Origin of the sequence: Liquorilactobacillus uvarum DSM 19971 (assembly GCF_001434935.1) — a bacterium.
GTDB lineage: Bacteria > Bacillota > Bacilli > Lactobacillales > Lactobacillaceae > Liquorilactobacillus > Liquorilactobacillus uvarum.
The window spans coordinates 87,635-112,536 of the sequence record NZ_AZEG01000004.1; the positions used below are offsets into that span (position 1 = coordinate 87,635).

The following is a 24,902-nucleotide window of genomic DNA, read 5'->3' on the forward strand; positions in this document are numbered from 1 at the left end:
TTACTTGTCCCTGCGATTATTTTTTATCGTCTGGGTCGACCTCTTTAAAGTCACCATCAACCGTACCATCGTCTTTATTGTCATCGCTCTTTGCAGAATCGCCATCTTTACCCGCCTGAGCTTGCTGTGCTTGTTGAGCCTGCTGATAAAGTTTGACCGACAAGTCTTGAATGATCTTGTTCAAATCGTCTTTTTTAGCTTTCATGTCATCGACATTATTGGCTTCTTGAGCTTTCTTCAAAGCATCACGTGCTTCTTCTGCTTTCTTGATTTCTTCGTCAGAAACCTTGCCCTTAACATCTTTTAACGTCTTGTCCGTTGTAAAGAGCAATTGATCAACTTCATTTTTCAAATCAACTTCTTCTTTACGTTTCTTATCGTTATCTTCATTCTCTTTAGCTTCTTTAACCATTCGTTCGATTTCTTCATCAGAAAGTCCGGATGAACTCTTGATAGTAATCTTTTGTTCCTTGTTCGTGCCCAAATCTTTGGCTGAAACATTAACGATACCGTTTTTATCAATATCAAATTTAACTTCAATCTGAGGAACCCCACGAGGAGCAGCCGGAATATCTGTCAATTGGAAACGACCGAGAGTTTTATTATCCGCAGCCATTGGACGTTCACCTTGTAGCACATGAATATCAACAGCTGGTTGATTATCAGCAGCGGTTGAAAATACTTGAGATTTGCTTGTAGGAATTGTCGTATTACGATCAATCAACTTGGTAAATACACCGCCCATTGTTTCGATACCCAATGATAATGGCGTTACATCAAGCAGAACAACATCCTTAACATCACCTGTGATAACCCCTCCTTGAACAGCTGCCCCTAAAGCAACAGCTTCATCAGGATTAACAGATTGATTTGGTTTATGATTTGTTTCAGCTTCAACTGCAGCTTGAACAGCTGGTATACGTGTTGAACCACCAACCAAAATAACTTCATCGATGTCAGACATTGTTAAGTCAGCATCCTTCAAAGCATTACGTACTGGAACCTTAGTACGCTCAACCAAATCTGATGTTAACTCATCAAATTTCGCACGAGTCAATGTTTTTTCTAAATGCAAAGGACCATTCTCACCTGCTGTAATAAATGGTAAGCTGATTTGAGCACTTGAAATACCAGAAAGATCTTTCTTTGCCTTTTCAGCTGCATCCTTCAACCGTTGCATTGCCATCTTGTCATTTGACAGATCGATACCATTTTCTTTCTTAAATTCATCTGTCAACCAATCCATGATCTTCTTATCGAAATCATCCCCACCAAGATGTGTATCACCATTTGTTGAAAGGACTTCAAAAACACCGTCACCTAATTCAAGGATGGAAACATCAAAAGTTCCACCACCAAGGTCAAAGACCAAAATTTTCTCATCTTTGTCAGTCTTGTCTAAACCATAAGCTAACGCTGCAGCTGTTGGCTCGTTAACAATTCTTTCAACTTTTAAACCAGCAATCTTACCGGCATCCTTGGTTGCTTGACGTTGTGCATCATTAAAGTATGCTGGAACAGTAATAACAGCTTGCGAAACTGATTCACCCAAGTAAGACTCAGCGTAATCCTTAATGTATTGAAGAATCATTGCTGAAATTTCTTGTGGTGTATATTCCTTATTTTCAACTTTTACTTTGTACCCAGCCTCACCCATGTGACGCTTGATCGATGCTACTGTATTAGGGTTTGTTATAGCCTGACGCTTTGCAACTTCCCCAACTTGTGTTTCACCATTTTTGAATGAAACAACAGAAGGTGTTGTCCGATTTCCTTCCGGATTCGTAATAATCTTGGCTTCTTTACCTTCAAGAACAGCAACGGCAGAGTTAGTTGTCCCTAAATCAATACCAATAATCTTTGACATATACTCTCAACCTCTTTTAATTTATTTTTATTGAGCGACTGCGACCATAGCAGGTCTCAGCACGCGATCTTTTAACATATATCCATCTTGAAACACTTCAACAACAGTTTCGGCCTTTTGACCATCTTCAGCCTGAACCGACTTGACAGCTTGATGTTTTGTCGGATCAAAAGGTTGACCAAGCGCTTCAATTTTAACAATATGGTTAGAAGTTAAAGCCTTCTCCATATCCTTAAAGACAAGTTCAATACCTCGTTTAATTTGTTTTGAAGCATCATCTTCAACTTCAATCTTCAAAGCCCGATTTAGATTGTCAATCACTGGCAGTACATCCTTTGCAAGGCTCTGTCCATCATATTTGAGCAATCTTTCCTGCTCTTTTTTAAAACGAGTGTGCATATTAGCCATTTCCGCTTCGGCACGAAGATACTTATCTTCCAACTTATCATACTTTTGTTTCAGTTCGGTTAATTCTTTTTGTAACTCTTCATGTTTGTCTTCGGATTTCTCTTCAGAAACCTTCGCGCTCTTGCTATCTTGCTTTTGAGAAGAAACAGTCTCTTTCAGCTCATCTGTATCTTCAAACTGAACTGTTTTCTTTTCTGACTGCTCTTTTGGAGAATTCTTTTTATTTAATTTTACACCATCTTGTGTACTTTTTTCGGACAAGTGAACACCCCTTTTCCTTATTCATCATATAAATTATAGTAATCCAACAGCCTGCTTGCTAATTCTTCGCGTAATGTTCCTAATAACCCAATCATTTTTGAATAAGGCATATTAGTCGGCCCCAACAGAGCAATTAGTCCCTTGCCATGTTGGTCAACATCGTAGGTTGCCGAGATCAAACTGTAATTTGCTAACGAACTATTAGTCAGCTCATTGCCAATTTTGACTTGAATATTTTCACCAGAATTACCAATCAAATCATTGATGTCATCATAACGATCAATCAATGAATACAAGGTTTTGATTTGATCAATATCACCATTCTCAACAAAGTTCAACAAGTTCAATTTTCCACCAATGAAAAACTGGTCTTGTGCGGCTTTATCTAAAATTTTCCCAAAAACATCCAAGAAACCCCTTGGTTGATGAACATAATGTAATAACAATGGAATACTCTCATGCAGTTTATTAACCACTTGAGCAATTGGCAGCCCAACAACTTGATCATTAATGACACGTACCATCGCTTCAAGTTCTTCACCATTGATATGTTTAGGGAGATTAAAGATTTGACTCTCCACTGTTCCATCGCTCATGGCTAAAATAACCATAACGCGTTGCTTTCCCATCGGCATAACTCTAAATCCCTGTAAGAAAACATCACTGGATTCTGGCTTGAAGGCAATCGCTGTATAATTGGTCATTTCCGATAAAATCTGTGCTGACTCAGCTAAAATTTCATCGCTCTTAAAAAACTGACTGCCAAAAGATGTTCGAATGCTTTCTAGCGTTTGTTTATCGGTTGCATCAGGTTTGACTAGGTTATCAACATAGTAACGATATCCCTTCAACGAAGGAACTCTCCCAGATGATGAATGTTCCTTGTTGACAAGTCCTAACCGCTCTAACACTGACATCTCATTTCGAATAGTCGCTGAACTGACATGCACCGGTAACTGACGCTCTAAAGCTTTTGATCCTATTGGTCGACCAACATCGGTATAGTCCTGAATAATCGTTTCAAGAATCAATAACTGCCTTTCTGTTAGCATCACAATCACCTCACTTGGCACTTAGCACTTGGCCTTGTTGAGTGCTAAGTCAATTATTAATATACAAGAAGTTTTCTAATAAGTCAAGAATAGTCAACAAATATCAGTCATAAATACCAATTTGTTTTTCTTTAAAATGATTGAGTGTATTTTGCTTGTCCTTCTTTAACTGCAAGATCAGGCTTTTCGCATCAGGAAACTTTTGCTGTTCCCGCAATTTGCAATACCATTGAACAACAGCTTCTTCACTATATACCGTTTGGGAAAAATCAAAGAGATTTATTTCAACTGTTTGTTCCTGGCCTTTACCGAAAGTCTCATTGCGACCAATCGAAGCCATTCCAAGAACCGTTTTGCCAACAATTGTTACCTTAACAGCATAAATTCCTTCACCTGGAATCCGCTCATTATTTGAGATATTCAGATTGATTGTTGGGAAACCAAGTTTCCTCCCCCGCTGTTTTCCATGTACTACCACACCTGATGTCTGATAAGTATAACCCAACAGCTTATTCGCATTGGATAAATCTCCAGTATCAATATACTTGCGAACGGCTGTCGATCCTACTTTACTACCATTCTTTTTTAAATACGGGACAGTAATAATCTCAAATCTATTTTTGCTATATTCCGCAAGTGTCTGCATATTTGCGATATTTTTTTTACCATAAGTATAATCTTCACCAGCAACCACTGCGGCAGCATTCAAACCCACCATATACTTGTCTACAAATTCCTGCGGCCCCATTGGTACAATTTTTTCATTTAGAGCTACAACATACGTTATATCTGCACCCAATTTGACAAACAATTCCAATTTGCGCTTTAAAGGTGTTAGATACTTTACACTATTTTGCGGAACATTCTGAAAAGCAATTGAAGGATGTCTATCAAGAGTCATTACTGCTAATTTTAAACCCCTTTTTTCTGCTTCCTTTTTTGCTACTCTTATTACCTGTTGGTGACCTAGGTGAACACCGTCAAAAAAACCTAATGCTAAAACTGTAGGTGCTGAATATATAATTTTCTTATTAAACGGTTCATCTAAATAAATTACTTGCACATTAAATTTCTCCTTCAGTCAAGTCAATCATTTGTTCAGGCTGATAACGTTCTTTCTCTTGGTTAAAACAATAGAGAGCTTTGGCCTGATTTTTATACATCAACACAATTGTCGGCCGCTTTTCATCGTGTAAATACTTAGGGATTAGAAAACCTCCATTTTTCACGATTCCCCATTGTACCTCTGTTAAAGTATGGTGCGGGAATTTTTTCAAAGCATGATCGATCGGAAAGAGTTGTTTTTCAAGTCCGCCTTTTGTTGCCTCCTCTTTCAGATCATCCAATTTAACTGCCTGACCAATTGTAAAACCACCACTTGATAATCTTGTTAAATCCGACATCACAGCAGGTACTCCAAGCTTTTTACCCAAATCGGCTGCCAGTGTTCTGACATAAGTTCCTTTTCCGCAACCAACTTCAAAATAAATTTTTTGCTGTCCTCTTTCATTGTCAAATTCTGAGGAGTTAGTTTGTTTAAAATAAGCAACTGAAACCTTTCTGCGTGGTCGCTCAACTTCTTCACCAGCACGGGCATACTCGTATAACCTTCGTCCATTAACCTTGATTGCAGAATACATTGGTGGAATCTGTATCAATTCTCCCGTCAATGCTCGCATCGCTTCATCTATTTCTTCTACTGAAAATTTTTTTGTCAACTTTTGTTCAGCAACAATTTTCCCTTCAAGATCTTCAGTTGTTGTGGCAAAGCCCAACGTAATTTCACCAATATAAACCTTTCCTGAATCCATTAAATAATTGACAACTTTTGTAGCTTTTCCAACACAGATAGGCAGAACACCATCAACATTTGGATCCAATGTGCCACTATGACCAACACGTTTGGTTTTAAAAATCTTACGGCACTTAAAGACACAATCGTTACTTGTCATGCCACGTTCTTTATACAAAGGCAAGATGCCGTTCATATTTTTCCTCCCAGTAATGCGTACTAATGTTTTTTGCTTTACTACAAAAAAGAGAGTGGAATCAACTCCACCCCTTCTTTTTAATATTCAAAAACACGGGACTTTGCTCAATTCAAACAACATTATTCTTCTGAATGATGCAGCTTATTCAAAAGGCGGTCGATTTTATCGCCATATTGAACCGATTCATCACGTTCGAATTTTATCTCGGGTGTCACATAGATACTCAACCTAGCTCCTAATTCACGCCGGATTAGTCCAGTCGCCTTGTCCAACCCAATCTGTGTTTTTTCACCATCAGATGCAAGCTCGGATAAAATACTGTAATAAATCGTTGCCTGCTGCAAGTCACCTGTTACTTCAACTCCCGTGACGGTAACACCTTGAACACGCGGATCACGAACTCTTCTCATCAAAATATCACTGACTTCTTTTTGAATCTCTTGGGACAAACGCCCAACACGATAATTTTGTGCCATTATGATTTCCCCCTTACACACATATCATTTTTCATTCTAATCAGCGGGAACTTCTTCCATAATGAAAGCTTCAATTTGATCGCCAACTTTGATATCATTGTATTTTTCAATCATCAAGCCACATTCAAACCCTTGCTTAACCTGTTTAACATCATCTTTAAAGCGTTTCAAGCTAGCAAGTTTACCCTCGTAAATAACAATTCCTTCACGAATAATTCGAATACCACTTTCGCGTTGAATATAACCATCAGTCACATATCCACCGCCAATTGTACCAATTTTTGACACCTTATAAATTTCACGTATTTCAACTTGACCCGTAACTTTTTCTTGATATACAGGTTCAAGCATTCCCTTCATAGCTGTCTCAATCTCATCAATAGCTTGATAAATAACGCGATGCAGCCGAATGTCAACTTTATCACTATCTGCTTGAGATTTTGCCTGCGGTGTAGGACGAACGTTAAATCCAATGATAATAGCATTTGATGCTTCAGCTAAAGTAACATCACTTTCATTTATTGCACCTGCAGCTTGATGAATAATGTTTACTCTTACGCCTTCAACTTCAATTTTTTTCAAACTTCCTGCCAAAGCCTCAACTGATCCCTGCACATCCGCTTTGATAATCACATTAACCTCTTTCAATTCGCCTTCTTTGAGAGAATCAAATAGGTTGTCCAATGTAACGTGATGTGTATTACTGCGTTCTTTCATTAACGCACGTTTTGCTCGTTCTTCACCAGCCGCACGTGCTGTTTTTTCATCTTCGAAAACAATGAAACGATCGCCGGAATCTGGAACATCATTCAAGCCAGTGATTTCAACTGGGGTCGCCGGTAACGCTTTTTCAATCTGCTGACCTTTATCATTAATCATTGTTCTAACACGCCCAAATGCATTTCCAACAACAATTGGGTCACCAACATGTAATGTACCTTGCTGAACCAAAAGTGACGCAACAGTCCCTTTTCCTTTATCAAGACGAGCTTCAATAACAGATCCAGCACCATGCTGTTTTGAATTTGCTCTAAGTTCAAGAACTTCTGCTTCAAGAAGGATCATATCTAGCAATTCATCCAAATTTTTTCCAAATTTAGCTGAGATTTCAACAAAAATTGTGTCTCCACCCCAATTTTCAGGAATTAATTCATATTCTGCCAACTGTTCCATTACATGGTTAGGATTTGCACCTGGTTTATCAATCTTATTAACCGCTACGATAATTGGAACCTCAGCTGCCTTCGCATGGTTAATTGCCTCAATCGTTTGTGGCATAACTCCATCGTCAGCTGCGACAACTAAAACTGTAATATCTGTAATATCTGCACCACGTGCACGCATATTCGTAAATGCAGCATGTCCAGGTGTATCAAGGAAAGTAATTGTCTTGTTATCATGCTCTACTTGATAAGCACCAATATGTTGTGTTATTCCGCCAGCCTCTCCTTCTGTTACATGAGTGTGACGAAGTTTGTCCAATAGTGTTGTCTTCCCATGATCAACGTGCCCCATGATAGTAACTACAGGTGGACGAGGTACAAGATGCTTTTTATTCTCTTGTTCTTCTTCAAAAAATTTGTCGATATCAGCAACATCAACTTCAACTTTTTCCTCGGCCTTGATTCCGTAATCAGCAGCTAGAATCTCGATTGTGTCTTTATCTAATGACTGATTTTGGTTAACCATAACACCCATCATAAAGAGCTTTTTAATTATTTCAGCTGGCTCACGATGAATTTTTTTTGCAATATCTGCGACATTCATGCCAACCGTATAAACAAGTGTTTCTGGCAATGGACGATCTTTGCGCGGTGGAACAGCAGGTTTCTTATTTTCTTGGCGTCGATTGCCTTTTTTATTCTTGCGTCGTTTTTTATTGCTGAATTTATTTTGCCCATACTGGTTGTAACGGTTATTTCCAAAACGACTATTATTTGAACGATTACCAGAGCTCTGACTCTGGCGTTGACCACTGGTATTGCTGTTATGACTCTGTTGACTGTTGCTACTACGGTTCTGTTGACTGTTGCTACTGCGACTCTGTTGACTATTGCTGCTACGGTTCTGTTGACTATTGTTACTGCGACTCTGTTGACTATTGCTGCTACGGTTCTGTTGACTATTGTTACTGCGACTCTGTTGACTATTGCTGCTACGGTTCTGTTGACTATTGCTGCTACGGTTCTGTTGACTGTTGCTGCTACGGTTCTGTTGATTATTACTGTTTGACGCTGGTTTCTTTGTTTTTAGAGATTGATCACTTTTATTAGAAATAGACTTTACCTCATTTTTATGATTATTTTTCTGAATATTTGCTGTTTTTTTCTGTAAACTGCTATGATGGTTGGATTGCTGATCATTTTTAGCAGAAGATTTAGTTTTACTTACATTTTTCACTGTTTTTTTTGTTAACGCTTCACGTAATTGCCGTTCTTCATTATCACCAATAGTTGACATATGATTGCTGACTGAGAATCCTTTTTGTCGCGCAGCTTCAATAACTGCTTTACTATTGACATCTAATTCCTTGGCTAATTGATAAATTCGCTTTTTCCCCATACATTCACACTCCTATCTTAATTAAATAAAATCTTTTACAGAGCTATTGTTCAAGTATAACAATCCAGGGTTATAAATTATTACTCTCACTCTAATAATAAAGTAAATTTCCGACTAAAGCCACTATCATCGACCGAAACAATCTTACGTTGTATTCCAATAGCATTACTAAGCTCAACTTGTGTAAAACTACTGTTCATCGTGATGTGATAACTTTGGCATTTATCTGTATATTTTTTGAGTGTAGCTTCGGAACAATCACTCGCCACAAAAACAAAGTATGTTTTTTGTGTACGGACTTTTTTTAAAACATTTTCATCACCAGTTGTAAGCTTGCCTGCACGTCGAGCGAGCCCTAACAATTGAAGTACTTTCTGTTTATTTTTCATTTCCAAACAACTCACGCCGCGCCGCCTGATGGTCAACGTATTTAACTAACTCCTCGTAAAATTCATCGGGAATCTTAGTTTCAAAGACCTTATCAAATGTTCGTTCAGTCTGAGCTTTTTTAGCAACATCAACATTTAAACAGATATATGCACCGCGCCCAGCTTTTTTTCCAGTTGGATCAAGGCTGACTTCATTTTCTTTATTTTTAACTATACGCACAAGTTCTTTTTTAGGTTTCATTTCACCAGTAACAATATCTTTGCGCATTGGTATCTTTCGCTTACGAGCCATTTAAATACCCCCTTTAGTTATTGTCAATAGATTGATCCGTTGTAACTTCTTCATTTCCATCAAAATTACTCTTTTGTCCAAATTCTGATTCAGATTTGATATCAATTTTAAAACCAGTCAATTTAGCTGCAAGCCGAGCATTTTGCCCTTTCTTGCCTATAGCAAGTGAAAGTTGATCATCTGGAACTACTACTGTGCAAGCACGCTCATTTTGCGGATCAAAAACAACGTTTAAAACCTCAGCAGGATTTAATGCATTGCTTATAAAATCTGCAGGTTCGTCACGCCACTCAACGATATCCATATTTTCGCCCTTCAATTCATTAACAATGACTTGAACGCGTTCACCACGAGGCCCTACACATGTTCCAACCGGATCAACGCCTTCACTGTTCGAACGCACAGCTACCTTAGCACGATCACCGGCCTCACGTGCGATTGAAACAATTTCCACTGTTCCATCAAAGATTTCTGGGATTTCTTGTTCAAAAAGACGTTTTAAAAGATCTGGATGTGAGCGGCTAACAAAAACTTGTGGTCCTTTAGAAGTGTTCTCCACCTTGTAAATATAAACTTTGATACGATCATGCGGCTTATATTCTTCGCCTGGAATCTGATCTTGATGTGATAGAACAGCTTCAACACGTCCTAGATTTACGTAAACATAGCGATGATCATGCCTTTCTACTTCACCTGTTACAATCTCATTCTCATATTGAATATATTCATCATAGACAATTCCGCGTTCTGCTTCGCGCACTCTTTGCATTATGACTTGTTTAGCAGTTTGGGCAGCTATTCTTCCAAAGTTCTTAGGTGTTACTTCAAAGCGGATAGTATCTCCAACCTCATACGCTTTGTTGATTTGGAGAGCATCCTTAATTCCTACCTCCAAACGCGAATCGAACACTTCGTCAACAACTTCTTTGACAGCATAGACATGTATATCCCCGCCATTTTGATCGAAATCAACTTCAACATTCTGAGCTTGCCCGTAATTGCGTTTATAAGCCGATACTAAAGCAGCTTCAAGCGCATCGAGGACAACTTGCTTTTTTATACCTTTTTCCTTTTCTAATGCATCTAAGGCATTCAATAATTCCTTGCTCATCTTACTTTTTCTCCTTAATGGTATTTAGAATTTGATGGCCAAGCGCGCTTGGGCTATCTGTTTACGATTTATTTTAACTGTCTTTTTTCGTGTTTTGTCCATATATTCAAGCGTTAGTTCTGTATCGTCCAAACCAGTCAAGGTCCCCTCATATGCTTTTGACCCATTAAGCTGTTGATACAGTGAAACATGAATATATTTATTCAGCGCTCTTTCAAAATCGCGCGGTCTCTTTAGCGGACGTTCCGCTCCTGGAGAAGAAACTTCAAGATAGTATGCTTGGGGAATCGGATCAGGGTCACAAGAGTCAAGTTTTTCACTTAGCTGATCACTTACCAAAGCACATTCTTCAATGTTAATCCCATTTTCTTTATCGATAAAAACACGCAGATACCAGCTCTTACCTTCCTTTACAAATTCAACGTCGACCAATTCGAAATTATTTGCTTCTAAAATAGGCGTAACTAGCTCAGTAATTGTCTTTACTACGGTACTCACGCATTGACCTCCTTATAACTTTTCCGATTCTACCAATACTTCAGTAGTTGCAATAAAAAGAGCGAGCATCACTGCTCACTCTTAACGAGTTATTTAATCACAAGGTTAATTTTACCATAAAAAAACATCCTAAACAACTGTGCCTACTGAAAAAAACACCTTTTTGACAGCGATTAAAACATTGAATCAAATAAACTTAACTGGTTTTCATCCGGTAAATCATCTAAAACATGATTTTCAGTCATAAAATCAATTAATGTTTTGGAAACTTTTCCTCTTTTAGCAAGATCTTCTTTTGATAAAAATGGTCTTTCTTCACGTGCAGCTACTATTTGTTTTGCAACATTAGTGCCTAACCCAGGAACCGCATTGAATGGTGCAATCAAACTTTTACCATCAATCTTCCAAGCGGAAACGTCAGATTTTTTAAGTTCAACCATTTGGAACTTAAAACCACGTTCCAACATCTCATTGGCCAGTTCTAGTACAGTCAAAAGATTTTTTTCTTTCGTTGAGGCATCCATACCTTTATCTGTAATCTCCTTCATAGCAGCCTTGACAGCCTCCTTACCACGCGACATGGCTACTAGATCAAAATCATCCGCACGAACACTGAAGTATGCAGAGTAATAAAGAAGCGGAAAATAAACTTTAAAGTACGCAATGCGCAGCGCCATCATAACATAGGCCGCAGCATGAGCTTTAGGGAACATATATTTAATCTTTAAACAAGCATCAATATACCATTCTGGAACCTTGGCGTCCCGCATATCCTGCTGCCAATCATCCGGTATTCCACGTCCCTTTCTCACATGTTCCATTATCTTGAAAGCTCGATCGGCTTCAACACCCATATGAATTAAATCCATCATAATATCATCACGACATCCGATAACTTCTGGCATTGTAACTGTTCCATTTTTAATCAATTCTTCAGCGTTACCCAGCCAAACATCAGTCCCGTGCGACAAACCTGAAATTTTCAATAATTCAGAAAAAGTCTTGGGTTCAGTTTCTTCCAACATCCCACGAACAAAGCGTGTCCCGAATTCTGGAATTCCTAACGTTCCTGTATTTGAGTTAATCTGTTCAGGTGTCACATTTAAAATTTCAGTTCCTGAAAACAGCTGCATTATACCCGGATCAGTCGGTGGAATAGTTTTAGGATCAATTCCAGAAAGATCCTGTAGCATTCTAATCATTGTTGGATCATCATGTCCCAGAATGTCTAGTTTCAAAATATTATCATGAATTGAATGAAAATCAAAATGAGTTGTCTGCCACGCAGCCGACAGATCATCAGCTGGATATTGAATAGGTGTAAAATCATAAATATCCATGTAGTCAGGTACAACAATAATTCCAGCCGGATGCTGACCAGTTGTCCTTTTAACGCCAGTAGCACCTTTTGCAAGACGATCAATTTCCGCATTTCGCAGTGTTTGTTCCGTGTCACGTTCGTACGCCTTTACATAGCCATAAGCTGTTTTATCAGCCACTGTTCCAATTGTGCCCGCACGGTAAACATTCTTTTCACCGAACAAAACTTTAGTGTAGTTATGCGCAATTGGTTGATAATCCCCTGAAAAGTTTAAATCAATATCAGGCACTTTGTTACCATAGAATCCGAGAAAGGTCTCAAACGGTATATCATGCCCATCTTTAACCAATTCAGTTTCGCAATTTGGACACTTCTTTTCAGGTAAATCGTAGCCAGATCCATATTCACCTTTTTCGTAAAAATGACTCCACTTGCATTTAGGGCAGCGATAATGAGGCGGCAGAGGGTTGACCTCTGTAATTCCGGCCATCGTCGCAACTAAACTTGAGCCGACAGACCCTCGCGAACCAACCAAATATCCATCTTTATTTGACTTAAAAACTAGTTTCTGCGCAATCAGATAAATAACCGAAAAACCATTTCCTATAACACTTTTCAATTCTTTATCCAATCGTTTTTGCACAATTTCAGGAAGATTTTCACCATAGAGCTCATGTGCCTTGTCCATTGTCAACTCTTTAATTTGATCTTCTGCCCCATCCATTTTTGGAGTATATAATTTATCTTTAACAGGAGTTATTTCATCCGTCATATCTTTGATTATATTAGGGTCATCGATAACAACTTTTTTTGCTGTCTCTTCTCCCAAGAAAGAAAACTCGTCTAACATTTCATCGGTTGTTCTGAAATGTGCATCCGGTAACTGTTTAATTCTGTTTAACGGGTTAGCTCCACCCTGTGAATGAATCAGAATTTTACGGTAAATAGCATCTTCTTTATTCAGAAAATGAACATCTCCAGTTGCAACTACTGGCTTTTTCAATTCTTTTCCGAGATCAACCATATTTTTGATTATCTCTTCCAAATCCTGTGTATCCTTGATCAGCTCTTGTTCTAACAGCGGAGCATACAGCGGTTTAGGCTGTATTTCCAGATAATCGTAAAACATTGCTTTTTTCTTTGCTTCACTATATCCCTTTTGCATCATTGCAGTAAAAACTTCACCGCTCGAACAAGCAGATCCGACTATTAAGCCTTCACGATACTTAGTTAGTTCAGATCGTGGCAATCGTGGTATGCGATAAAAGTATTTAACCATCGATATTGAAGCTAGTTTGAAAAGATTCTTTAAGCCAGTCTGATTAACTGCCATAATCATGGCATGGAAAGGATGTTCATGCTTATAAGCTGCACTATCACCTAAATAATTATTCAGCTGATCATGATACTCTATATGATATTTTTCATTGGCTTCTTTTAGCATTGCAAAATAGATATGACCAGTTGCTTCAGCATCATAAATAGCCCGATGATGATGTTCCAAGTTAACATTCAACATTTTTGTCAATTTGTTCAAACGAAAGCTTTTCAATTGCGGGTATAACAAACGAGCCAACGTCAATGTATCGATCCAAGGTTCCTGAATTAGTGGTAAATTATATCGCGTGTATCCCGTGTTCATAAAGTCAACATCAAAAGTCGCATTATGTCCTACAATAATAGAATCCTTACAAAATGCCTGAAATAACTTAAAAACTTCTTCTTCGCTTTTGGATCCACGAACCATGTCATCCGTGATACTTGTCAAATTAATCGTCGTCTGAGAAAGTGGATGTCCTGGATCAATAAATTCTTCAAACTGATCAATCACGTTTCCTTTGTTCATCTTAACAGCAGACAACTCAATCACTTTATCGTAGCGGGCAGAGAGTCCTGTTGTTTCGGTATCAAAAACAACGTAAGTAGCATCTTTCAGTAATATATGTGCATTATTGTATCCGATCGGTGTTCCGTCATCAACGACATTAGCTTCAACACCGTATAAAATTTTTACATTGTTTTTTTGACCTGCAGTATGAGCCTCTGGAAAAGCCTGCAACGTACTATGATCTGTAACCGCAATTGCTTTTTGCCCCCATTTGGCCGCTTGTTCGACATAACTTGTAATATTATTGGTGGCATCCATCATACTCATATTAGTATGGAGATGCAATTCCACCCTCTTTTCATTCTTAGGTGCCGTATCTTTTCTTGAGCTATGTGGTATTTGATTAATGTCGTAGGCATTTATAACTAGGTCATGCATAAAATTATCTTCTTGAACACTTCCACGAACCTTGACCCATTGACCTTCTTGAATTGCATTAAAACAAGCTTCGTCTTCGTCTGTTCGAGAAAACTTCTTTACAATTATTGATGAACTGTAATCAGTTATTTTAATAATCAATAACTCGCGTGATGAACGTAACTTGCGAACTTCTTTATCAAAAATATAACCTTGTACAACCACTGATCGTTCTTCTTCGATAATATCAACCATTTGCTGTGGTTGCTCTCTATTATCAATTTTTTTGCCCAAAATTACTGGGCCTTCAATTACGGGTAAAGCTCCCTCATTTTCTTTTTTCTGCTTATTCTGTTTTTTAATTGCTTCAACTGCTTTTTTTGCAAGTTCAGCATCAGTTTTGGCTTTTCTTTCTTTAAATTCATTAATCTTTTTCTGTGATTTTGATTGATCAATCAAAGTTTGAACAGAAAAAGCCGGAAACCCGAGTTTTTGGTACTCTTGTTCAATTGGGCCTAACGCTTGCGTTGTTAAGAATTGTTTAACAATTTCATTGTCGGCAATAAACATCACGCGCTGTTCATCAAGGTACGGAACATTACTATTGCACAACTCTTGAACAAGAGGTGAATTAATTCCGCAATTTTTAACAACCCACTCCCAATATTCTCCTAGGTTTTTATCACTCAAATGCGGTGAATCAATTTGAATAAAAACATCTGTCTCCGCGATGTTTTTGAATCCTAATGCAAGATGCTGCCAAAACTCAAGAAATATTGCAAACGGCCATATCTCATTGGTGTGAATTACAAAATCCCACCGCTTGGATTTGCGATGCACTTCAACTTTCTTTATCTCTGTTTCGGATAAATATTTTTCCTGCTCTGGAGAAGGTTCCCACTTGATCTGATCAAGTAATTTACGGAACAACAATCGTTTATCAAGTTTCAAAGTGATTATCCTTCCTTTACGATTCATAAAAGGCTGGAATAAATTTGTCATTCATTTCAGCCTAATTAATTATTATTAAATTAGCTGCTGGATTTTAACCTATTGAGCTTTTTTTTCCTCGTTTAGCAAAATAGTAACAGAGTTGAGCAGCTCATCTGTTCTAACTTCCAATGTTTCACCGTTTTTTCGGAGTTTGATCTCCACAATGCCGTCTTCTGCTTTCTTGCCTATGGTAATTCTCACTGGTAATCCCATAAGATCCGAGTCAGCAAATTTGACTCCTGCTCTAGCTTTGCGGTCGTCAAATAAAACACTGTAACCAGCTTCTTTTAAAATAGATGCAGCTTCTTCAGCCAGAGCCATCTGCTCCTTATTTTTAGAATTAATAGGAATAACATGCACATCAAAAGGAGCTATATTCTGAGGCCAGATAATTCCATTTTCATCACAATGTTGTTCAACAATTGCTGAAAGTAACCGCGAAATTCCAATCCCATAACAACCCATGATAATTGGTTTTTGTCTTCCATTTTCATCGAGCACATTAGCACCAAGCGTTTCAGAATATCTAGTCCCTAGCTTGAAAATATGCCCGATTTCAATTCCTCTTGTAAAGTGCAGACTACCTTTACCATCAGGAGCAATTTCGCCTTCCTTAACTAGGCGCAAATCAATATAGTCATCTACTTTAAAATCACGATCAATATTAGCATTCAGTAAATGATAACCATCTTCATTAGCACCAACAACACTATTACTCATCATTTCAACATCCAAATCAGCAATAACCTGAATGTCCGAGCTAATTCCAACCGGACCCAACGAACCAAAGTCTGCCCCTAAATATTTTTTAGCTTCGGCATCACTTGCCATACGCATAATGTTTGCACTCAAATAATTTTTGAGCTTGACCTCATTAAGCTCATCTGTCCCCCGAAGAAGTACCGCAACAGGCTTTTCATCAGCAATAACAAGGAGTGTCTTAATTATTTTATTTTGTTCAACATCTAGTGATTTTGCAACTTCTTCAACCGTCTTTGCTGCTTGAGTCGAGACTTTTTTCAATTCCAGCAACGTTTCATGCTTAGTTTGCAAAGTTCTTTTATTTGTTGCCATCTCAAGGTTGGCCGCATAATCACTCTGATCCGAATAGACAACAGTATCTTCACCAATATCTGCAATGGCCATAAATTCTTTCGAGTCATGCCCTCCCATTGCCCCAGCATCACCGATAATTCCCCTGAAGTCTAATCCGCAACGCTCAAAAACATTCCGATAAGCCGTTTCAATTTGGCGATAGACTTTATCAAGGCTTTCTTGATCAGCATGAAATGAGTACCCATCATACATCAGAAATTCACGGCCACGCAATAAACCAAATCGTGGTCGATTCTCATCACGATACTTCATTTGGATCTGATAAAGTGTTAAAGGCAATTTTTTATATGACTTAACAGCATCCCGCATGATTGCAGTAAAGGTCTCTTCATGTGTCGGACCCATAATAAAATCACGCTTATGTCGATCCTTTAGTTTAAACATTGATGGTCCGTAGGTGTCATAACGACCAGATTCTTTCCATAACTCAGCAGGAATGATAGCTGGAACCAACATCTCTACTGCATCGATTTTATCCATTTCCTCACGTATTATCTGTTCGATTTTCCGCAGCACTTTATGTGCCAATGGTAAATAAGCATACATGCCTGCCGTAATTTGCTTGATATACCCCGCACGCAGCATCATTTTATGACTGAGTGCTTCAGCATCGCTTGGCACCTCTTTGATTGTTGGAATTAATATTTTCGACTGTTTCATACAAAAAATCTCCTTTATAAACCTATCTTAATTGCCTATTTGCATTCCATAAAAAACTTTTTGACTAATTAAAGAAGTAACGCTGGATATCATTCCATGTAACAAGTATCATTAGAAGCATTAAAAATCCGAAACCAATCAATGTAATGATTCCCTCTTTTTCAGGTGATATTGGTTTTCGTCTAATTCCCTCAACAACGTTTAATAACAGCTTTCCACCATCCAATGCCGGAATCGGTAACAGATTAACTACACCTAAGTTAACTGATAAGAACGCTAATAAGCGAATAACATTCACAATTCCATATTTTGCCGCTTGTGAGGTGTAAGAGTACATTGCTACAGGTCCTCCAAGATCATTCAAGCTGAATCCCTTTGTAAACATCCCTATGAGAGCACTAAAAATAGCCACAATCATTCCCCATGTCTCAGCAAAACCATATGTGATAATTGCCCAAGGGGAGCTATCTCTGTTTATTTTAGATTCAATTCCAATCTGACCAACCTTTTGTCCGTTACTATTTTTTGTTTTAGGTGTTATCTTAATTCTCTTTTCTTTACCGTTTCTTTCTACTATTAAATTTGTCTTTTTCCCGCCTTTGTCACTAATTTGAGTAACTAATTTCTCCCATGTGTCCGTTTTTACATTGTCAACTTTAACAATTGTATCATTTGCTTTCAAACCAGCTTTAGCAGCTGGTGAATCGGCTACTATCTTTCCAATCGTATTTGTTGAATTGAGCACACCGCCTTGCAAAATAGCGATTAGTGTAAAGGCGACAATTGCTAAAATAAAATTGTTAAGCGGCCCAGCAAAATTAGTTAACATTCTTTGCGGTAATCTCGCAGACTGAAATTGTACATCAAGCGGAGCAATTCTAACTTCAGTACCATCATCTTCAATAATTGATGCATCATGGGAAACAGAATAGCGATGATACTGGTCCTCATCGCCATTCTCATAGCCTTCGATCCATAGATCTTTTTCTAAGTCCCATTTTACGACTTGAAGCGGAATCCCGTTCAATAATAATTTTTTTTGGCTTGCATTTATCTTAGTGACTTTTTCCTGCTGATCAAAAATAAGCGTGATAAGTTTACCTGCTTTTAGCGACTCATCATTTTCCTCTAAGCCAGCCATTCTGACATATCCCCCTAAGGGAAGGATTCGAATCGTATAAGTCGTAGCATTTTTGTGGTAGGAAAAAATTTTAGGACCCATTCCTATTGAAAACTCACGCACAAGTATATTTGCGCGCTTAGCAAAGTAAAAATGTCCGAACTCATGCACAAGTACAAGAATTCCAAAAATGATAATAAAAGTAACGATAGTTATAATCATATAGTATTCCTTTCATTATGAAAACAAACGTCAAATTATCAAATCAATCCTACAAAGTGCATAATTGGCAATACAACCAACAATGAGTCAAAGCGGTCTAAAATACCGCCATGCCCAGGTAGTATTTTCCCTGAATCTTTAACACCATAGTATCGTTTCAATGCAGATTCGACAAGATCGCCCAATTGCCCTGCGACAGATGCCAAAAGTATCACCAAGAGCATTGTTCCCCAACTGTACACTTGAGGGAAAAAATAAGTGAATACTGCGCCGACTACTAACGCTATCAGTGAACCACCGATTGTGCCTTCCCAAGTTTTATTAGGACTGATGTGTGGGGCGAGTTTATTTTTACCTAACTTGCGGCCAACCATGTAAGCTCCGCTATCGGTTGCCCAAACTACAAACAAAATTAAAAACAAAACATCTAGGCCTGCTTGACGCGCGACTATCAAGTAGTGAAAACCGACTGATATATATATAACACCCAGTGTTAAAAAACCCGCATCATCAAATGAAAAACGATTGCGTGTCATAACAGTATATAACAAATATATGAGAATGAAAAAATAAAAAATACTAAAACGCATTTCTGGATCAGGTAAAAATGTCAGCCACTGCTGCGGGACAAGAATCGTTAACCCTGCCAAAGAGCCGATCATGGCTTCAGGGGAGACTAATAACTTTTTCCGCATTATATATATCTCCGACAAACCAATCAAGCCAAGCAAGATACATAATATCTCAAATGGCAATTTTCCATAGATAACCAGTGGAACAAAAATCAGCAAGGCTACAGTCGCTGTTATTACACGTTGTTTCATAATAAATTACTCCTTCTTCAAGCCACCAAAACGTCGATCACGGCTTTGATATTCGTAAATATTTTCTTTTAAAGTTTCCGCCGTATAATCTGGCCATAAAACATCTGAAAATACAAATTCGCTATAGGCAATCTGCCATAACAGAAAATTTGACAATCTTATTTCCCCGCTAGTTCTAATTAAGAGATCAGGGTCATTATATGGTCTTAATGAATTTGTCATAAGCGTTTCAGTAATTTTTTTATCATCTATTTCATCAATATCTAACTGTTTATCTTTTACCTGCTTTGCAATTTCTTTGACCATGGTATTTATTTCCGCTCTTCCACCATAATTAATCGCAAAGTTCAGAACCATTCCATCATTATCAGCCGTCTGCTCAATGGCACGCATAACTGCTTCCTTGGTCTTAGAAGGTAATTCATCAATGTATCCAATTGCATTAACACGAATATTCTTTTCGACTAATTCTGGAACAAAAGTATCAAAAAAAGTTACTGGCAGCCCCATTAAAAAATCCACTTCTTTTTTGGGCCTTTTCCAATTTTCAGTTGAAAATGTATATAAAGTCAGTACTTTAACACCAAGTCTGTTTGCTTCTCTTGTAACTTCTTTAACTGTCTCTAACGCTGTCTTATGACCAGCAATCCGCGGCAGATGTCTTTTTTGTGCCCAGCGCCCATTCCCGTCCATGATTATTGCAATATGAGCAGGAATTCTTTCTGGATCAAGTGTCAACTTCTCTTCTTCCGAATGAGATCCATTTTTAATTAGTTTTGAGAACAAAGATACACCCCCATTAAAAGTCAAAATATATTTTAGCAAAAAATGAACAACGGGGCAAAGATGAACCCGCTGATCAACATTATCAACAAAGAATCTTAAAAATGACTCTGTCGATTCAATCAATCAAAAGATCCAACAATGCTACCCGTTGTTCATAACCATCCTCAACAGACGGCTGCTTACTTTATACATCAAGAATTTCTTTTTCCTTTTCTGCCTGTATAGCTTCAACATTCTTGATCGAGCTGTCTGTTACTTTTTGTCCTTGTCCTTCTAAGGCATGCAGGTCATCCTCAGTAAGATCACCATTTTTTTCAGCCTTTTTTAGTTCATCCATCATATCTCGACGTACATTTCTTACTGCAATCTTAGCATTTTCAGACTCAGCTTTTACTTCTTTTGCAAGATCCTTACGTCTCTCTTCCGTCAACTGTGGGATAACCAGACGAATAGCCGAACCATCATTAGCAGGTGAAATACCCAAATCAGAAGCTAAAATTGCGTGTTCAATATCCTTTAAAGACGATTTATCATATGGAGTAACCAACAGAACACGAGCTTCCGGAACCGAAATTTGGGCAATCTGGTTCAAGGGAGTTGAAACACCATAATAGTCAACCATAATACGATTTAATAAACTAGCATTGGCACGACCAGCACGAATATTTCCTAACTCACGTTTAAATGCGTCTTCTGCCTTAGTCATTCTATCTTTTGCTTTTTTTATTATTGGGTCATTGATTTGCATAATATTATTTTCCTTTCACTGTTGTTCCGATCGTCTCACCCTTCACAACACGTTTAATGTTTCCTCTTTCATTCATGTTAAAAACAACTAACGGAATATCATTATCCATTGATAAGGAAGATGCGGTCGTATCCATCACTTGCAAGCCTTTATTAATAATATCCAAATGTGTCAGCTTATCATATTTTACTGCACTTGCATCTTTCATTGGATCTGCAGAATAAATTCCATCAACACCATTTTTTGCCATCAAAATAACATCAGCATTAACTTCAGAAGCACGCAGAGCAGCCGTTGTATCAGTTGAAAAGTATGGTGATCCCGTACCACCTGCAAAGATTACGATACGTCCCTTTTCCAAATGCCGAATGGCTTTGCGGCGAATATATGGTTCAGCAATCTGTCGCATTTCAATAGATGTTTGAACACGCGTTGGAACACCAATTGATTCCAGATTATCCTGCAATGCTAGTGCATTCATAACTGTCGCTAGCATTCCAATATAATCAGCCTGTGAACGTTCCATCCCCATCTGTTCTCCAGCTTCACCACGCCACATATTGCCACCGCCGACAACAATAGTAATCTGGACACCTAAATTATGTACCTCTTTAATTTCTTCCGCAACTTTCCGAATTTCTGGAGGGTTGATTCCGGTGCCTAAATCACCTGCTAACGCCTCACCACTCAATTTCAATACCACACGTTTATACTTAACGTTTGCCATTATGGCCCTCCTCATTCATTGTAAATTCACAATCAATATTTTATGAACACATTCTTATTTATTTTAACATACTTTCGCTAGCTTGAATATCATAAAAACTACATATCCAAGCATAAGATCTTTAGTTTTATAAAACTTTTTCTATTTTTCAAGAGAATAAAAAAAACAGCCAGAAATTAATTTTAGTTAATTTCCAGCTGAATCAAATTTTAAATTATCTACATTTAATTTTCGTTTTAATAACAATATTGCCAAACTGATCTCTATTCAAATCAAGTTTAGTCTTTAATTTGGCTCATTACCTCATCAACGAAGTTATCTTCCTTCTTTTCGATACCTTCTCCGACTTCGTAACGAATAAACGAAAGTACTTTTCCATTCTTTGAAGCAACATATTTTCCAACAGTTTGGTCTGGATCTTTAACAAATTCTTGATCATCCAAGCTAATTTCTGCTAAAAACTTATTTAAACGACCTGCAACCATTTTTTCAACAATTTTTTCAGGCTTACCTTCATTTAAAGCTTCTTGCGTCAAGACTTCTTTTTCATGGTTCAACTCTTCAGCTGGAACTTGATCGCGGTTAACATATTTTGGATTTATTGCAGCGACATGCATTGCAACGTCTTTCGCAGTTGCTTCATCAGCACCTTCAACGGCAACTAATGTTGCAATTTTGCCACCCATATGCAAATATGCGCCAAAGTTTTGACTTTCATTTTTTTCAACAACCGTGAAACGACGCAGAGTTATTTTTTCACCAATAACCTGTGTTGCTTCAATAATTTCATCGTTCACAGTTCCGTTAGCAGTCTTAACTTTCAATGCATCTTCCACAGTTGCAGGTTTCTCTTTTGCAATTATGTTTGCAACTTTTTTAACTAATTCTTTGAACTGTGCATTTTGAGCAACAAAATCTGTTTCCGCATTAACTTCAACAATTGCTGCCGTATTTCCTACAACTTCAACGTCAGCTAACCCCTCAGCTGCAACACGGTCACTTTTCTTAGCTGCCTTAGCAATTCCCTTTTCACGTAAATAATCAATAGCCTCAGCCATCTTACCATCTACCGCAACAAGAGCTTTCTTAGCAGCCATCATTCCAACACCTGTTTTATCACGCAGTTCTTTAACCTGAGAAGCAGAAATTTTTGCCATATCAATGGCCTCCTTAAAAGTTTTTTAATAAAAACTGCCTCAAACACTAAGGCCCTTAACGTGCCTAACGTTTGAGACAGCCTATGTTTTAACTATTCAGCATCTTTGGTATCGTTTTTGCCTTCAACAGCTTCTACGATGTCTTCAATTGAATCAGCTTTTTTAGTTTCGCCAAATGATTTTTCTGTAATCTTTTCTTGATCTTCACCTTGATGTGCTTCGATGACAGCATCTGCCATCTTAGAAGTAATCAGGCGGACCGCACGGATTGCATCATCATTTGATGGAATTTTAACATCAATTTCATCTGGATCAGCATTTGTATCTACCATCGCAACGATAGGAATATTAAGCTTGCGTGCTTCCTTAACGGCAATTCTTTCTTTGCGAGGATCAACAATAAACAACACATCTGGAATACGTGGCATATCTTCAATACCACCAAGGAATTTTTCAAGACGTTCTCTCTGCTTGATAAGCAAAGCGACTTCTTTCTTTGGCAGAACATCAAATGTACCATCTTCGGCCATTGCCTTGATTTCTTTCAAACGTTTAATACGTTTTTGAATTGTATCCCAGTTTGTCAAAGTTCCGCCTAACCAACGATGGTTGACAAAATATTGACCTGCGCGTTTTGCTTCTTCTTCAATTGCATCTTGTGCTTGTTTTTTTGTTCCAACAAACAAAATAACGCCATCATCTTGAGCAGCATCTTTCACGAAGTTGTATGCACTATCAATTAATTTAACTGTTTTTTGCAAATCGATAATGTAGATTCCGTTACGTTCTGTGAAGATATATTTCTTCATCTTAGGATTCCAGCGACGTGTTTGATGTCCAAAATGAACACCTGCTTCGAGCAATTGTTTCATGGTAATTACTGCCATAATTTGTTACCTCCGATATTGTTTTGTTTTCCTCCCCTATGCTCATTTGACAGAAGACTCCGTTACGAGCACCCTCCGTGCCATCACATAGAGTGTGAATTGTTGCTTACACAGCAACCTTTAATAGTCTACCCTATTGTTATCTAAAATGCAACTTTTTAAGTTGAGTAATAAAATTTAATCAACAGTTCTAAATAACCAGCGTATCGGCATGCCCTTTTTCGCAAACCGATTTAGCACTGTCAAGCGCAATAAAGACCATATTTTTAACTGCTGTTTCCGTATAAAAGGCCACATGCGGTGTTACAAGAACGTTGTCAAGTTCTAACAGTTCACTAAATGTTTTATCTTCTAATTCTTTTCCTCGCAAATCATGATTAAACAATGGGCTTTCATTCTCATAAGTATCTAGTGCTGCACCAGCAACTTGCCCGTCCTTTATAGCTTTGATCAAATCAGGTGTATTAATCAATGAGCCTCTTGCTGTGTTGATAATATAGACACCCTTTTTCATCTTAGCAATGGTATCAGCATTGATAAGATGATGATCTTTAGGGGTCGCTGGCATATGCATTGTAATTACATCAGCCTGTGCAAACAGCTCATCGTAGGACGAAACATACAAGCCTTCCTGCACTAATTCTGGATTCGGATAAACATCATATGCGATGACTTTTGCTCCAAAACCGAGATAAATATCGATTGCAGCACGCCCAATACGACCTGTTCCAATAACACCGACAGTCAGAGAACGCAGCTCTTTTCCAACAAACGGAGCCCAACGGAAATCATGTTCCGCAACTTTGCGTCTAAAAATAGTTGTATTGCGCAAAAGTTGCATCAACTGTGTGACCGAAAATTCGGCAATTGCATTTGGCGAATAAGCTGGAACATTTGTAACCTTGATACCATTTTTTTTTGCTGCTTCCAAGTCAAGGTTGTCAACTCCAACGTTCCGAATAGCAAAAACTTTTACACCATTTTTGCTCAACTTATCAAACATTTTCTCTGGAAAAACGCCTGTTTGCAATGCGAGGACGCCGTCGTACCCTACGGTCTGATTGATAGAAGTTGAATCAATTGCTTCCTCGACCATATCAACTTGAACACCATTTTTCTTTTCCCACGCCTCAAAATACTGTTGCTCATCCTCACGAGCATTAAATGCAATAAACTTCATCATGAACCT

21 protein-coding genes are annotated in these 24,902 nt (G+C 38.0%); all 21 read right to left on the minus strand.

All coding sequences use genetic code 11. From position 1 onward, the window contains the following. Positions 1–16: 16 nt before the first annotated feature. The 21 genes from dnaK to FD20_RS03270 all read right to left on the minus strand — a co-directional run bounded on the left by dnaK (position 17) and on the right by FD20_RS03270 (position 24,893). Positions 17–1,867, minus strand: coding sequence for a molecular chaperone DnaK (gene dnaK / locus FD20_RS03170; RefSeq protein WP_057736137.1), 1,851 nt, complete (start codon positions 1,865–1,867; stop codon positions 17–19). A gap of 27 nt (positions 1,868–1,894) precedes the next feature. Then, positions 1,895–2,434, minus strand: a complete 540-nt coding sequence (gene grpE / locus FD20_RS03175) for a nucleotide exchange factor GrpE (protein ID WP_057736204.1) — start codon at positions 2,432–2,434, stop codon at positions 1,895–1,897. A 119-nt stretch (positions 2,435–2,553) separates the two neighbouring features. After that, complete coding sequence (gene hrcA / locus FD20_RS03180; protein WP_057736138.1) at positions 2,554–3,588, minus strand: heat-inducible transcriptional repressor HrcA; 1,035 nt, start codon at positions 3,586–3,588, stop codon at positions 2,554–2,556. Between the two features lie 103 nt (positions 3,589–3,691). Further along, positions 3,692–4,651, minus strand: coding sequence for a riboflavin biosynthesis protein RibF (ribF, locus tag FD20_RS03185; protein ID WP_057736139.1), 960 nt, complete (start codon positions 4,649–4,651; stop codon positions 3,692–3,694). A 1-nt stretch (position 4,652) separates the two neighbouring features. Beyond that, on the minus strand, positions 4,653–5,576 hold the full coding sequence (truB, locus tag FD20_RS03190; protein WP_057736140.1) for a tRNA pseudouridine(55) synthase TruB: 924 nt from the start codon (positions 5,574–5,576) through the stop codon (positions 4,653–4,655). A 122-nt stretch (positions 5,577–5,698) separates the two neighbouring features. Beyond that, entirely contained in the window at positions 5,699–6,055 is a 357-nt protein-coding gene (gene rbfA / locus FD20_RS03195) for a 30S ribosome-binding factor RbfA (protein ID WP_057736141.1), read from the minus strand. A 36-nt stretch (positions 6,056–6,091) separates the two neighbouring features. Further along, on the minus strand, positions 6,092–8,617 hold the full coding sequence (gene infB / locus FD20_RS03200) for a translation initiation factor IF-2 (RefSeq protein WP_057736142.1): 2,526 nt from the start codon (positions 8,615–8,617) through the stop codon (positions 6,092–6,094). A gap of 86 nt (positions 8,618–8,703) precedes the next feature. Next, positions 8,704–9,006 (minus strand): L7Ae/L30e/S12e/Gadd45 family ribosomal protein, encoded by a 303-nt coding sequence (locus FD20_RS03205; protein WP_057736143.1) that lies wholly within the window; start codon positions 9,004–9,006, stop codon positions 8,704–8,706. Further along, on the minus strand, positions 8,996–9,298 hold the full coding sequence (gene rnpM, locus FD20_RS03210) for an RNase P modulator RnpM (protein WP_057736144.1): 303 nt from the start codon (positions 9,296–9,298) through the stop codon (positions 8,996–8,998). Before rnpM ends, FD20_RS03205 begins: the two co-directional genes overlap by 11 nt. Positions 9,299–9,311: 13 nt before the next feature. Beyond that, entirely contained in the window at positions 9,312–10,409 is a 1,098-nt protein-coding gene (nusA, locus tag FD20_RS03215; protein WP_057736145.1) for a transcription termination factor NusA, read from the minus strand. A 24-nt stretch (positions 10,410–10,433) separates the two neighbouring features. Then, positions 10,434–10,907, minus strand: coding sequence for a ribosome maturation factor RimP (gene rimP, locus FD20_RS03220; RefSeq protein WP_057736146.1), 474 nt, complete (start codon positions 10,905–10,907; stop codon positions 10,434–10,436). 173 nt (positions 10,908–11,080) lie between these two features. Next, positions 11,081–15,451: a PolC-type DNA polymerase III gene (locus tag FD20_RS03225; RefSeq protein ID WP_420864735.1), complete on the minus strand. Its 4,371-nt coding sequence runs from the start codon at positions 15,449–15,451 to the stop codon at positions 11,081–11,083. A gap of 72 nt (positions 15,452–15,523) precedes the next feature. Further along, positions 15,524–17,242 carry a proline--tRNA ligase gene (locus FD20_RS03230; protein ID WP_057736148.1) on the minus strand — a complete coding sequence of 573 codons (1,719 nt, stop codon included), beginning with the start codon at positions 17,240–17,242 and terminating at the stop codon, positions 15,524–15,526. 64 nt (positions 17,243–17,306) lie between these two features. After that, positions 17,307–18,584 (minus strand): RIP metalloprotease RseP, encoded by a 1,278-nt coding sequence (gene rseP / locus FD20_RS03235; protein ID WP_057736149.1) that lies wholly within the window; start codon positions 18,582–18,584, stop codon positions 17,307–17,309. A gap of 38 nt (positions 18,585–18,622) precedes the next feature. Further along, positions 18,623–19,408 carry a phosphatidate cytidylyltransferase gene (locus tag FD20_RS03240; RefSeq protein ID WP_057736150.1) on the minus strand — a complete coding sequence of 262 codons (786 nt, stop codon included), beginning with the start codon at positions 19,406–19,408 and terminating at the stop codon, positions 18,623–18,625. 6 nt (positions 19,409–19,414) lie between these two features. Further along, a complete protein-coding gene (locus FD20_RS03245) occupies positions 19,415–20,194 on the minus strand; it encodes an isoprenyl transferase (protein WP_057736151.1) in 780 nt (259 codons plus the stop codon). Positions 20,195–20,378: 184 nt separating this feature from the next. Further along, positions 20,379–20,942, minus strand: a complete 564-nt coding sequence (frr, locus tag FD20_RS03250; protein WP_057736152.1) for a ribosome recycling factor — start codon at positions 20,940–20,942, stop codon at positions 20,379–20,381. Positions 20,943–20,946: 4 nt separating this feature from the next. Beyond that, positions 20,947–21,669 (minus strand): UMP kinase, encoded by a 723-nt coding sequence (pyrH, locus tag FD20_RS03255; RefSeq protein ID WP_057736153.1) that lies wholly within the window; start codon positions 21,667–21,669, stop codon positions 20,947–20,949. Positions 21,670–21,947: 278 nt separating this feature from the next. Continuing rightward, positions 21,948–22,826, minus strand: coding sequence for a translation elongation factor Ts (tsf, locus tag FD20_RS03260; protein ID WP_057736154.1), 879 nt, complete (start codon positions 22,824–22,826; stop codon positions 21,948–21,950). Between the two features lie 92 nt (positions 22,827–22,918). After that, the gene (rpsB, locus tag FD20_RS03265; protein WP_057736155.1) at positions 22,919–23,713 is read right to left on the minus strand and encodes a 30S ribosomal protein S2; all 795 of its coding nucleotides are present in this window, start codon (positions 23,711–23,713) and stop codon (positions 22,919–22,921) included. A gap of 190 nt (positions 23,714–23,903) precedes the next feature. After that, positions 23,904–24,893 (minus strand): D-2-hydroxyacid dehydrogenase, encoded by a 990-nt coding sequence (locus tag FD20_RS03270; protein ID WP_057736156.1) that lies wholly within the window; start codon positions 24,891–24,893, stop codon positions 23,904–23,906. Between the last annotated feature and the right edge of the window lie 9 nt (positions 24,894–24,902).